Raw genomic sequence first — 12436 nt, 5'->3', positions numbered from 1 at the left:
GGCAGCCTGAAAAGGTTTCAGGCTGCCTTAATTTTATAAAATATTAATTACCATAAACTTTCAAACGCTCTTCCAACGCCACAAACGTTTTCTCGCCAGCAGGTGCGCCAATGCCGCCAAACACCAATTGTGCGCGTAAAGTCCAATTGGCTGGAATGCCCCAAGTTTTCGCCACTTCTTCGTCAATCACAGGATTATAGTGCTGCAAATTCGCGCCGACACCCGCCGCTGCCAAAGTTGTCCAAATGGCATATTGCACCATCGCGTCTGCGTGGTCAGCCCACACGGGGAAATTGCCTGCATACGGTGGGAATTGCGCTTGCAAACTTTCAATCACGGTTTGGTCTTCAAAAAACAACACGCTGCCTGCGGCGGCTTTGAACATATTTAATTTGCTTTCAGTTGGTTCAAATTTTTCGGCAGACACAATTTTACGCAATTCATTGATGGCGATGTCCCACAATTTCTCGTGTTCCGCGCCAAACAACACCACCGTGCGCGTGGATTGCGAATTAAACGAAGATGGCGTGTATTTCACCGCATGTTCCACGATTTGCACGATGTCATCGGTGGACACAGGCAATTCTTTATTCAACACATACAATGAACGGCGTGTTTCGGCTGCTTGTTGCAAAGTTTGTACAGACATTTTGGTTTTCCTATTCGGTTGGAGTCAAAACACGCATTATACTGAATTAATTACAAAATGATACCCTAATTCAACGAAAAATCACGTTTCCCAATAAGAACAAACCACCTTCAGGCTGCCTGAAAAGGTGGGAAATTGTAAAATTTTCACGGATTTTGGCAATTTTTACCGTCTCCGTCTTTAAGCAAAAATGCGAAAATGTTATGATAAAGTCATAGCTGGTTTTCATGTTAAATAACAAAGCATTCCATCTAAAACAATTCTCAATTTAACTTTTTTTTTCACAGGAAGCATTATGGCAATTAAACACATTAAACACCATTTTTTAATCAGCACACTGTCGCTCGGTTTAGCCGCCCCCGCTTTGGCGGAAACCACCGAAGACGAATTGGGGCAGTTTTTAAATCAAAACTTCCCAAGCATGAATGCGGACAGCAAAGCCGCCGATGACCCCATTCGCGAAATTGCCAACCGCAGCGCACAAACCATTACCCCCGTCAATAATGGCGGCAATTTCCTGCCCACAACCAACTCATTCCAGCAACAAAATATGCAATACGATTTTGTGGGCAACACCGCCGCCAAACCCATTAGCAACACCAATTTTGGCGCGGTAACAGAACGCAATTTTATTGTGAATTCAGGCAGCCCAGCTTCTGCACCGATTTCGTCTTCGTATAGCTATGCGCCATTTTTGAATGCGCGTTCTGCTTTGGTGATGAATGCGAATACGGGCAAAATTTTGTATCAAAAAAATATGGATACGGTGCGCCCGATTGCGTCTATCTCCAAATTGATGTCGGCAATGGTTTTGTTGGACGCCAAATTGAATATGTATGAAGACATTACCATCACCGCCGATGAAATTGACCGCTTGAAAGGCACAGGCAGCCGATTATCCATTGGCACGACTTTAACGCGTGGCGAATTGCTGCATTTGGGCTTGATGAGCAGCGAAAACCGCGCCATTCACGCGTTGGGTCGCACCTACCCAGGGGGTATGCCAGCGTTTGTCGCGGCAATGAACGCCAAAGCGCGCAGCTTGGGCATGAACAACAGCCGTTTTTACGAGCCAACTGGTTTAGACCCACGCAATGTGTCCACCGCGCGTGATTTGAGCGTGATGGTACGCGCCGCCAATAAATACCCACAAATCCGCAGCTTAAGCACGTCTAACTACGGACAGGTGTACACCAGCGCAGGTCGCATGCAAACCTTTAAAAACACCAATTCTTTGGTGCGCGAAGGCTCATGGGACATCAGCTTGCAAAAAACGGGTTACATCAAAGAAGCAGGTCGCTCTATGGTTTTACAAGCCCAAATGGGTACAGAGCCTGTGGTGATTGTGGTGTTGGGTTCAACCAGCAGCAGCAGCCGCGTGAATGACGCACGCACTTTAAGCACCATGATTCATCAGACACCACTTTGATTTAATTAAAAAATTATCCGCCCTTAAAATATGACTTTAAGGGCGGATAATTTTTCAGGCTGCCTGCAAATAATCACGCAAAGCCTGTTCATCTAAATGCCAATGACAAATCTCATGTTCACCGTGTAACAACACAGGAACTAATTCATTGTATTTTAATTCCAAATCTGGAAAATCATCAATTTCCACAATCTCCAATTCAAAACCAAATTCCGCTTGATACGGCTGCAATTGGTTACGCATATCGTGGCACAAGCCGCAGTATTCACGAAACATTAAGGTCAGTTTCATTATTATCCTTTCCCCCAATATTCAGGCAGCCTGAAAACCATTTCAGGCTGCCTAAATAATGAATTAATTGATTATTTAATGATTTTTACGCTTTTAATCACAATCGGTTTCACAGGCACATCTTGATGCATTAAACGCATAGTGGTGCGCGTGCGAGCAATTTGATTGACCACGTCCATACCCTTACTCACTTTACCAAACACGGCATAACCATAACCCTGCATAGTGCTACTGGTATAATCCAAAGGCTTATTATTGTTTACATTAATAAAAAACTGGCTGGTTGCCGAATGTGGGTCGCCTGTGCGCGCCATTGCAATTGTGCCAACTTCGTTTTTCAAACCATTGTTTGCTTCGTTTTCAATGGCGGGCGCGGTGGGTTTTTGCACCATATCGCTGGTAAAACCACCGCCTTGAATCATAAAACCATCAATCACGCGATGAAAAATCGTTTGATTATAGAAACCCTTATTCACATATTGCACAAAATTCGCCACCGTTTTCGGGGCTTTTTGCTCGTCCAACAACAATTCAATATTGCCCGCGCTGGTTTCCATTAAAACACGGGTTTGTGCTTGCGCGTTCAGGCTGCCTGCCGCCAGTAAAGTTGCCAAAACAAAAGTTTTTAATTTCATCAGATTATCCTTAATTATTCTGTCGCCGTGTTTTCAGGCTGTGTGTTATTGGTGGCTTCTTGGTTTTCGGTGGCTTTTTTCGCGGCGTGTTCGGCGCGTTTAGCGGCTTGTTTTTCCAGAGCTTCTTTTACGCTGGGATTGGACAACGCCAATTGTTGTTCTTCTGCCGACACTTCGCCTTGAAAACGTCCCGCCAAATTAAAACGCTTGCCGCCACGCGCCACCGATTTCAAATATTTCGGACGGCGACAATGATTGAACAACACGCGTTTAATCAATTCCGCGTCAAATTGCGGCAAGGCTGCCACCAATTCTTGCTCAATTCCCACCGCTAAAGGCTTGAATTTGCTAAATACATCAAATTTTTTGTAAATATAATCGGCGATAAGTTCCGTTTGTTGGCGTTTGCTCATGTTTTGTACGGCTTGTTTCAAAGCTGCGCCCAATGCGGTTTCTTGCGTCATTTGCGTATTCCTAAATAATTTGTTTTTGATTTAAATTTGGTTTCAGGCTGCCTGCAAATTACACCATCCATTGTAGGGTGCGTACCACGCACCAAATCATTCAAATAATTGAGAAATGCGGTGCGTAATACACACCCTACATTTGTTTATCGTGTATTTTCAGGCAGCCTGAAACCCATTATGCACTTGTCGTAAATACATTATTATGGACTAATGGATAATTTTGTGTATTAACCGATATTTCCTGTACAGACTGTCCTTCAGTACCAAATGCTGCCATTGCTTGTATCAAACCATGAGCTGTTGGAACATCTCTCATTTCTCTAATATTCACAACATCTGATGACTGATTAAATAACGCATTGGAAACTGTCAATTCAAGATTTTGGCGGAACAATGGCTCTGCAACAGAATAAATTTCAGATATATTATACTTTGTATTATTCATTATATGCATTATTATAATATACTGATGGAACAACTGTAGTCAGTTTATTAATCACATCTAATGTAGGTGATGAAATTTTTAAAGTATTTCGAATAGAATGGGTTAATTTTTGTGTCATAATATAAGGTTCCTAATTAATTTATTTAAAACAATTAAATATACAATTTATAAGTTAAACAAATCCTCATATCCTGAAATCCATTTATCAAAATAATGAATGTATAATTGATTTGTATGATTATAAAAAATAATATTTCCTGCAGTTGGGATAAAATATGTACTCATTGATAATGAAGGCATATTGCGACGATGAGCTGTATTAATCCAAATGTAATTATGAAATGGACGGTATTGTCTCGGATTTTTCATAGCTGGATGATTATCATAAAAACTGCGATTAATATCATAATCATCAGGAATTTTACCCGTACGAATTCTAGGATATCTATCCAACATAAAAGTGGGCAATGGCAATTGTGTCGGCAACAACCCAGCACCCAAACTTCCACCATAAGAATGTTGATTTTTCTCATAATATTTATCACTAGCGACAATATTAAATGACATTTTGCTTGGATTACCCTCTCCATCAATTTGTTTAGAAATATAAAAAGTTTCCGCTTTATCCATACGCGCCCGATTGTAAACAAAATGGGCTTCTTGTAGTTCAACAGGAGTAGCTACAGTCCAATCAATCACAGGCAGCCCCCAAATTTGCTCCAATTCAGACACAGGCATTTCAAACAGACATTGACTGTCAATATTGCTGTAAACTTGATACAACCAATCATCTATATTATGCACTTTGCCCAAATTTTTACATGGCAGTGAATCCTTTGTTTGACAAGCAGTTAACCAAACAGATAATACTATCATCAAAAAATATTGAAACCATTTCATTATTTTCTTTCACGTTATTTAGTTATCCAACTTTGCAGACTGCCTGAAAAAACTGCGCGGATTATAACGAATCCCTATTAAACTGTGAATTTATTTAATGTTTTTTCCAGCAAACTCATGTCTGTGATTTCACTGATTTGCGCCGCCCCCAATCGCGCCAAGGTGATGAAACGCATTTTGCCGTTTTCCACTTTTTTGTCGTGGCTCATGTGGGCAAGCCATTGTTCTAAAGCAAATTTGGGTGGCGTATCGGGCAAATTCGCTTGACGGAATAATTGTGCCACACGCGCCGTATCGTCCGCGTTCAGGCTGCCCAATTGTTCCGACAAACGACACGCCAACACCGTACCCGCCGCCACCGCTTCGCCATGCAACCAATTGCCATACCCCATTTGCGCTTCAATCGCGTGTCCAAACGTATGCCCCAAATTCAGATGGGCGCGAATGCCCTGCTCTGTTTCGTCTTCAGCGACAATATCCGCTTTCATTTGGCAACAATGCGCCACCACTTGCGCCAATAATTCATCATCGCATTGCATAATCTTATTAATATGTTGTTCCAGCCACGCCAGAAAATCCACATCGCCCAATAGCGCGTATTTAATCACTTCCGCCATACCCGCCGAAAATTCACGCGCTGGCAAACTGTGCAGCGTGTTCAAATCCGCCACCACCAATTTGGGCTGATAAAACGCGCCTATCATATTTTTCCCCAAAGGGTGATTAATCGCCGTTTTGCCGCCCACAGACGAATCCACTTGGCTTAACAAAGTGGTCGGCACTTGAATAAAGGGGACGCCGCGTTGATAAGTCGCCGCCGCAAAACCCACCGTGTCGCCAATCACACCGCCGCCCAGCGCAATCAACGTGGTTTTGCGGTCGGCGTGGTGCGCCAAAAGTGCGTCATAAATTTGATTGAGTGATTCGTGATTTTTGAATTGCTCGCCATCGCGCAAAATAATGTGGAAAACGTGTACACCATTTTGTGTCAATAAATCAGACAATTGCTGTAAATACAATGGCGCAATGGTTTCATTGGTGATGATGGCGGCTTTTTTGCCGATGTGCGGCGCAAATAGGGAAAAATCGCCCAGCAAACCCGCGCCAATATAAATCGGATAGCTGTGCGATGGCGTGTGAACGTGTACGGTTTTCATTATTATCTCATTGATAAAATTATAAAAATGATTTTCAGGCTGCCTGAAAAGACGGCAGTTTATTCAGCGCATTTAATAATTGATTAAACGTCATATAATGATTTTCCGTGCCGACTTCCAAAACAATATGCGCGGCGGCGCGATAAATCGGGTCGCGCACTTGGTATAAATCGCGCATTTTTTGCAAAGGGTCTTCTACTTGCAACAGGGGGCGATTGCGGTCATGGCGCGTGCGTTCCACCAAAATTTCAGGCGAAACATGGAGATACACCACCACACCGCGTTGCTGCAAACACAATCTATTTTGTTCGCGCAACACCGCGCCGCCGCCCGTTGCCAACACAATATTGGGCAAACGCGTCAGTTCATCAATCATGCCACTTTCGCGGTCGCGGAAACCATCTTCGCCTTCCAGCTCAAAAATGGTGGGAATGGACACGCCTGTTTTATCGCAAATGGCTTGGTCGCTGTCGTAGAAATGGCGTTGGAAATGTTCGGCGAGCTGTTTGCCCAGCGTGGTTTTGCCTGCACCCATCAGCCCGACCAGAAAAATGTTTTGAGTATTCATCATAATGGGCGCATTTTAACGGAATTTAACAAGAATGGGGGAAATTTACGCAAGAATAGTTGGGCAATTCAGGCAGCCTGAAAATCCAACCCACAAAGCAAAACCCTGTTTCACAAGGAAACAGGGTTCTACTTCAACCAGAAAGGAAATCATCATGAAAAAACAAAGGTAGCGAGCCAGACCCTTGGCACTGACTTTCCCGAGTGGGCTGCTGGCTTCCGCCCCTGACCCGTTGCTCCGAATCATCATGCAAGGAGACCCGCTACTGGTTGTGAATTATACCGTTTCCTTACAAAACTTCAAGTGTTTTTACAAATAAATTGGGCATGATAACGCATCTACTTGTTTGCTTAATGATATTTTAAGCTATAATCGCCGACTTTTTTAACAAAAATATTATTGAACAAGGAATTTCAACCATGAAACAAGATGATTTTTACGCTTATGGCACGATTAGCCGTTTACTGCATTGGTCTATGGCTTTGTGTTTTTTCTTTATGATGGCGACTGTTATCGCTTTTAAAATTGACGAAGAGTATTATAGTTTAATGATTTATCACAAAGTAACAGGCGTGTTATTGCTGGCTTTAGGCGCATTTCGTTTGTTATGGGCGATGGGCAATCGTAAAAATCGCCCCCATTCTGCTTTGCCTGTGAAATTGGGGCATGCTTTATTGTATATTTTAATGTTGACTGTGCCGCTTTTGGGCGCGTTGCGCCAATATGGTGCGGCGAAAGGGGCTTTGGAATTTATGGGCGTTACGCTGATTCCTGCCGCCAGCAGCAAAGTGGATTCGTTTGTGTCTTTGGGCAACCAGTTTCATGGGGAATTGGGGATTGCGCTGTTTGTGGTGATGATTGGGCATATTGCGATGGCGGTGTTTCATCAAATTAAGGGCGAGAAAATTATGCAGCGTATGGCAGGGCGTTGAGTTTTTCAGGCTGCCTGAATACTGATTTCCCTAAAATCTCCAAATGATTGCCACTTTTGAAACACAGGCAGCCTGAAAACCAGCAAACGGGTTTTCAGGCTGCCTTTTTCGCGTAAAATACGCCCTATTCTGTTACGGAACAAAAAAATGTCTGCTTACCAAGTGCTTGCCCGAAAGTGGCGACCCAAAACCTTTGCCGATTTGGTTGGACAACAACACGTTGTCAAAGCCCTACAAAACGCGCTGGACAAAGGGCGTTTGCACCACGCCTATTTGCTTACAGGCACGCGCGGTGTGGGCAAAACCACCATCGCCCGCATTTTAGCCAAAAGTCTCAACTGCGAAACCCCCAATCACGGCGAACCCTGTGGCGTGTGCCAATCGTGCCGCGACATTGATGCAGGGCGATTTGTGGATTTGCTGGAAATCGATGCCGCCAGCAACACAGGCATAGACAACATACGCGAAGTGCTGGAAAACGCCCAATACGCCCCCACCGTGGGCAAATACAAAGTGTACATCATTGACGAAGTGCATATGCTCTCCAAATCCGCGTTCAACGCCATGCTCAAAACGCTGGAAGAGCCGCCCGAACACGTCAAATTCATCTTGGCAACCACCGACCCACACAAAGTCCCCATTACCGTGTTAAGCCGTTGTTTGCAATTCGTTTTACGCAATATGACTGCGCAACAGGTTGCCGAACATTTGGCACACGTTTTGAAAACCGAACAAATCGTGTACGAACCCGCCGCTTTGGCACTTTTGGGACGTGCCGCGCAAGGCTCCATGCGCGATGCCTTGAGTTTGCTTGACCAAGCCATCGCCATGGGTTCAGGCAGCGTGCAAGAACGCGATGTGCGCGACATGATAGGTGCGGTGGACAAACGCTATCTGTATGAATTATTAACTTTTTTGATGGAACAAGATGGCGAAAATCTCATCGCCAAAGCACAAGAAATGTCCGCCAATGCCATCGGTTTTGACAGCGCGTTGAACGATTTAGCCATGTTATTACAAAGACTTGCGCTATTGAAAACCGTGCCGTCTGCCATAGAACACGATGACCCCGAACGCGAACGCCTGTTGCATTTGGCGCAATATTTCAGCGATGAACAAATTCAGTTGTACTATCAATGTGTTATTCATGGCAAAAACGATTTGCCGCTCGCGCCCGATGAGTACGCAGGTTTTGTGATGACGCTGTTGCGCATGTTGGCGTTTGCGCCCTTTGCCGCGAAAAGCACGCCGCACAATACGGTGATTGAAGGCACGCAATTGCATAATCCTCCTGAAAAAAAAACGCATGAACACGCGGAACATTCAGGCAGCCTGAAACCAAGTTTGCCTGAACCAACAGAACATTTCACAGATAGCCAGCCCACGCATTCGCCAACACAAACGGAAAATGTTACAGACAAGCAACCCACGCATTCGCCAACACAAACCGAATACCCCACAGACAGCCTGAAAACAAATTCCGCTCAAACCATTGATGAATCAGGTTTGATTGACCATCAAAAAGTCAGCGAAAACACGCACACCAGCAGCACGGAACATTCAGGCAGCCTGAAAACCAGTGCGCCGCCACAAAAACACTTTGCGCCGCAAGATTTGCCGCCGCCACGCCCCGAAGAAATTCGCCGCGAAATGACACCAACAGACGATACGCCGCCTTGGGAAAATCCGCCCAAGCCTGCCGACACGTTTGCAGGCAGCCTGAATCCGCCAGCGCACGATATGCCAACATGGGCAGAGCATGATTATCCAAACGATGAGTTTTCAGGCAGCCTGCACAATGAAATACCCTTTGCAGACTTGCCCACCACGCCCCCATCATTGCCCGAGCATGATGAAATGGACGATGAGAAATTCATTGAACATAATCAATTAGATAATACGCCCATGCCCGAATTAACAGGCGAAAATTGGCTGACGATTGCGGCGCGAATGGGTGGGCGCGTGGCAGCCGCGCAAATGATGTTGAATCATTTGGCGTGGGTGGATTGGCGCGATGGCGTTTTGACTTTGGCGGCGGTGCAGGACAAAATTCGCAATTCCAAAGAAAAAGCGTATTTTCAACGCATTGAATCGGTTTTATCGGAAATTTATGGTTCGCTGCGCCTGAAAATTGTGGATTGGCAAGATGGCATGGGCTGGGAAACGCCTGTTCAACACCGCGAACGCATTTCCCAAGAACAACGCGACCGTGCTTATGCCGCCTTAAATCAGGACAAAACGGCGCAACAATTGGTGGCGCATTTTGATGGAAAATGGGTAGATGAAAGTGTGATGCTGAAATAAATCAGGCAACTTCTAATTCTGCCAACAATCTATCCCCTCCCCGTCTTCAACGGGGGAGGGAACAGATTTCAGGCAAACTAAAAATGTTTGTCGGATATTAAAAGGCAGCCTGAAAATTATTCAGGCTGCCTGATTATTTTAATCCATTGAATTACAACGAATAATACATTTCAAATTCCAATGGGTGCGGTGCCATTTGCATGCGGCGCACGTCTTCTTGTTTGAAGGCAATGTACGCGTCAATCCAATCTTTGCTGAACACGCCACCGCGTAACAAAAATTCATGGTCGTCCGCCAATGCTTTCAAGGCTTCTTCCAAAGAAGCGCACACGGTGGGGACTTGTGCGTCTTCTTCGGGTGGCAAATCGTACAGGTTTTTCGTGGCTGGATCACCAGGGTGAATTTTGTTGGCGATGCCGTCCAAACCTGCCATCAACAAAGCCGCAAAGGTCAAATAGGGATTTGCCATTGGGTCGGGGAAACGCGCTTCAATGCGTACCGCTTTCGGGCTGCTCACGGCAGGAATGCGAATGGAAGCAGAACGGTTTTTCGCCGAATACGCCAATTTCACAGGGGCTTCAAAATGTGGCACCAAGCGTTTATAGGAATTGGTGGACGGATTGGTAATCGCATTCAAGGCTTTGGCGTGTTTGATAATGCCGCCAATGTAGTACAACGCCATTTCGCTCAAACCTGCGTAGCCATCGCCCGAAAACAGGTTTTTGCCGTCTTTCCAAATGGATTGGTGAACGTGCATGCCGCTACCATTGTCGCCCATCAAAGGTTTGGGCATGAACGTCGCGGTTTTGCCGAAATTGTGCGCCACATTCCAAATAACGTATTTTTGGTCTTGCGTCCAGTCGGCGCGTTTCACCAACGTATTGAATCGTGTACCAATTTCCATTTGTGCGCCTGTTGCCACTTCGGCGTGGTGTACTTCCACAGGCACGCCAATTTCTTCCAATACGCGCACCATCGCCGAACGCAAATCTTGTCCCGCATCCACAGGCGCAAGCGGCGTGTAACCACCTTTTACGACTGGACGATGACCCGTATTTTGCCCATCATAATGCAAACCGCTAGACCAAGCCCCTGTTTCAGAAGTGATTTCAAAATTTGATTTGTGCATATGCGTTTCAAAAGACACGCCATCAAACACGAAAAATTCAGGTTCAGGTCCAAAAAAAGCGGTGTCGCCAATGCCAGATAATTTTAAATACGCTTCGGCTCGTTTGGCGATGGAACGTGGGTCGCGGTCATAGCCTTTGCCGTCTGCTGGGTCAATCACATCGCAGGTCAGCACCACAGTGGCGTCATCGTAAAATGGGTCAATGTACGCCGTTTCGGAATCAGGGCGTAATTGCATATCAGAGGCTTGAATGCCTTTCCAGCCACCGATAGACGAGCCGTCAAATGCTTGTCCGTTTTCAAACCACTCTTCGGGGTCTTCCAACACAATGCGTGCGGGAATGGTGAAATGGTGTTGCTTGCCGTTGGTGTCGGTGAAGCGCAAATCAACGAATCGCACGTCATTGTCTTCAATCATTTGCACAACTTTTTTGATGGACATGGTTTTGCTCCTACATAGGAAAACGAGTTAAGAAATTTTGATGGTGAATTTTGCCATAAAATACACTTTATTGCTTGGCGAATTTAGTTTCAGGCTGCCTGATGTTAGATTTTGCCAATCAGGGCAAAGAAACAGGCAGCCTTTCGCTACACGACAATTTTGATAAACACCCAAGATGTAGGGTGCGTACCACGCACCAAATCATTCAAATCACTTAATCATTCAGTGCGTAATACGCACCCTACAAAAAATATCGTAACCGAAAGGCAGCCTGAAACCGAATACCGCCCTACGCTTCCGCCACCACTTCACGTGCAAAGGTTTTCTCGCAATAATGGCATTTTAATTTTACCAAACCCTGTTTCTGATACACGCGGAACAAGCTGCGGACAGGTTCATCATGGCTGGCACAATTGGCATTGGGGCAACGAAACACATCGCCAATGGTTTCAGGCAGCGTTAAGTGCATTTTTTTCACCACCACGAAATTTTCAATTTGGTTCACCACCGCATTGGGCGAAAACAGGGCAAGGCGATTCGCGTCTTGTTCAGAAAATTGCACATCTTTGATTTTAATAATGTCTTTTGCACCTTGACTTTGGCTGGGCAAATTAAATCCTACCGTAACCGCGTTGCCATAATGCAATAATTTAAATTGCCGCAAAATCGTCAAACCCAAACCCGCAGGAATGTGGTCAATCACCGTGCCATTTTCAATGGCTTCTACGCTTAATTGTTTGTTTTTCATAATATTATCTCGCAAATAAGGTTTCAGGCTGCCTGAAATCGTTGAAATACAGTCGTCTTACTCCCTCTCTTTTCGGAGAGGGCTGGGGAGAGGGAAAAATCGTTGAGCATGGAAAGTTTTACCCTCTCCCTAACCCTCTCCCACAGGAGAGGGAACAGAATGAGTGGCAAGCAAAAAATTATCGTGTACTTTCAGGCTGCCTTTCAGTACACGACAAAATTCATGTAGGGTGCGTATTACGCACCGAAATTTCAATTATTTGAATGATTTGGTGCGTGGTACGCACCCTACATTTTGAGTGTTGGTAAAAATTGTCGTGTACTGAAAGGCTGCCTGAAAAA

General features: G+C 45.1%; 14 protein-coding genes and 1 other RNA gene. 3 read left to right on the top strand and 12 right to left on the bottom strand.

Annotated elements, in window-relative coordinates:
• Positions 1-43: 43 nt before the first annotated feature.
• Positions 44-649, bottom strand: coding sequence for a nitroreductase family protein (locus tag Q338_RS03520; protein ID WP_034292005.1), 606 nt, complete (start codon positions 647-649; stop codon positions 44-46).
• Between the two features lie 295 nt (positions 650-944).
• Between Q338_RS03520 and Q338_RS03515 the strand changes: the two genes are divergently transcribed.
• Entirely contained in the window at positions 945-2078 is a 1134-nt protein-coding gene (locus Q338_RS03515) for a D-alanyl-D-alanine carboxypeptidase family protein (RefSeq protein WP_034292003.1), read from the top strand.
• Between the two features lie 54 nt (positions 2079-2132).
• Here the strand turns inward: Q338_RS03515 and Q338_RS03510 are convergent, their stop codons facing one another.
• The 8 genes from Q338_RS03510 to ffs form a co-directional block, all read right to left on the bottom strand.
• On the bottom strand, positions 2133-2369 hold the full coding sequence (locus tag Q338_RS03510) for a glutaredoxin family protein (RefSeq protein WP_034292002.1): 237 nt from the start codon (positions 2367-2369) through the stop codon (positions 2133-2135).
• Positions 2370-2440: 71 nt separating this feature from the next.
• Entirely contained in the window at positions 2441-3004 is a 564-nt protein-coding gene (locus Q338_RS03505; protein WP_034292000.1) for a peptidylprolyl isomerase, read from the bottom strand.
• Between the two features lie 14 nt (positions 3005-3018).
• Positions 3019-3468 carry a ProQ/FINO family protein gene (locus tag Q338_RS03500; RefSeq protein ID WP_034291998.1) on the bottom strand — a complete coding sequence of 150 codons (450 nt, stop codon included), beginning with the start codon at positions 3466-3468 and terminating at the stop codon, positions 3019-3021.
• 178 nt (positions 3469-3646) lie between these two features.
• Positions 3647-3916 (bottom strand): hypothetical protein, encoded by a 270-nt coding sequence (locus tag Q338_RS14350; RefSeq protein WP_147293726.1) that lies wholly within the window; start codon positions 3914-3916, stop codon positions 3647-3649.
• A gap of 165 nt (positions 3917-4081) precedes the next feature.
• On the bottom strand, positions 4082-4816 hold the full coding sequence (locus Q338_RS03495) for a hypothetical protein (RefSeq protein ID WP_034291996.1): 735 nt from the start codon (positions 4814-4816) through the stop codon (positions 4082-4084).
• 77 nt (positions 4817-4893) lie between these two features.
• On the bottom strand, positions 4894-5973 hold the full coding sequence (gene aroB, locus Q338_RS03490) for a 3-dehydroquinate synthase (RefSeq protein ID WP_034291994.1): 1080 nt from the start codon (positions 5971-5973) through the stop codon (positions 4894-4896).
• Between the two features lie 34 nt (positions 5974-6007).
• The gene (locus Q338_RS03485) at positions 6008-6541 is read right to left on the bottom strand and encodes a shikimate kinase (RefSeq protein WP_034292061.1); all 534 of its coding nucleotides are present in this window, start codon (positions 6539-6541) and stop codon (positions 6008-6010) included.
• A gap of 167 nt (positions 6542-6708) precedes the next feature.
• Positions 6709-6805: signal recognition particle sRNA small type (ffs, locus tag Q338_RS14030), an RNA gene on the bottom strand.
• Positions 6806-6960: 155 nt separating this feature from the next.
• Between ffs and Q338_RS03480 the strand changes: the two genes are divergently transcribed.
• On the top strand, positions 6961-7473 hold the full coding sequence (locus Q338_RS03480; RefSeq protein ID WP_034291992.1) for a cytochrome b: 513 nt from the start codon (positions 6961-6963) through the stop codon (positions 7471-7473).
• Positions 7474-7478: 5 nt separating this feature from the next.
• On the opposite strand, the gene Q338_RS14345 is transcribed toward Q338_RS03480, so the two are convergent.
• Positions 7479-7616 (bottom strand): hypothetical protein, encoded by a 138-nt coding sequence (locus Q338_RS14345; protein WP_156961029.1) that lies wholly within the window; start codon positions 7614-7616, stop codon positions 7479-7481.
• 4 nt (positions 7617-7620) lie between these two features.
• Here Q338_RS14345 and dnaX point away from each other — a divergent pair, with 4 nt between their 5' ends.
• Complete coding sequence (dnaX, locus tag Q338_RS03475; RefSeq protein ID WP_034291990.1) at positions 7621-9777, top strand: DNA polymerase III subunit gamma/tau; 2157 nt, start codon at positions 7621-7623, stop codon at positions 9775-9777.
• Between the two features lie 151 nt (positions 9778-9928).
• On the opposite strand, the gene glnA is transcribed toward dnaX, so the two are convergent.
• Complete coding sequence (glnA, locus tag Q338_RS03470; protein ID WP_034291988.1) at positions 9929-11347, bottom strand: type I glutamate--ammonia ligase; 1419 nt, start codon at positions 11345-11347, stop codon at positions 9929-9931.
• Positions 11348-11636: 289 nt separating this feature from the next.
• The gene (gene pyrI / locus Q338_RS03465; RefSeq protein ID WP_034291986.1) at positions 11637-12095 is read right to left on the bottom strand and encodes an aspartate carbamoyltransferase regulatory subunit; all 459 of its coding nucleotides are present in this window, start codon (positions 12093-12095) and stop codon (positions 11637-11639) included.
• Between the last annotated feature and the right edge of the window lie 341 nt (positions 12096-12436).

The sequence above is a fragment of the Alysiella crassa DSM 2578 genome (assembly GCF_000745955.1).
GTDB classification, from domain to species: domain Bacteria; phylum Pseudomonadota; class Gammaproteobacteria; order Burkholderiales; family Neisseriaceae; genus Simonsiella; species Simonsiella crassa.
This window is presented reverse-complemented; position numbering and strand designations above follow the sequence as displayed.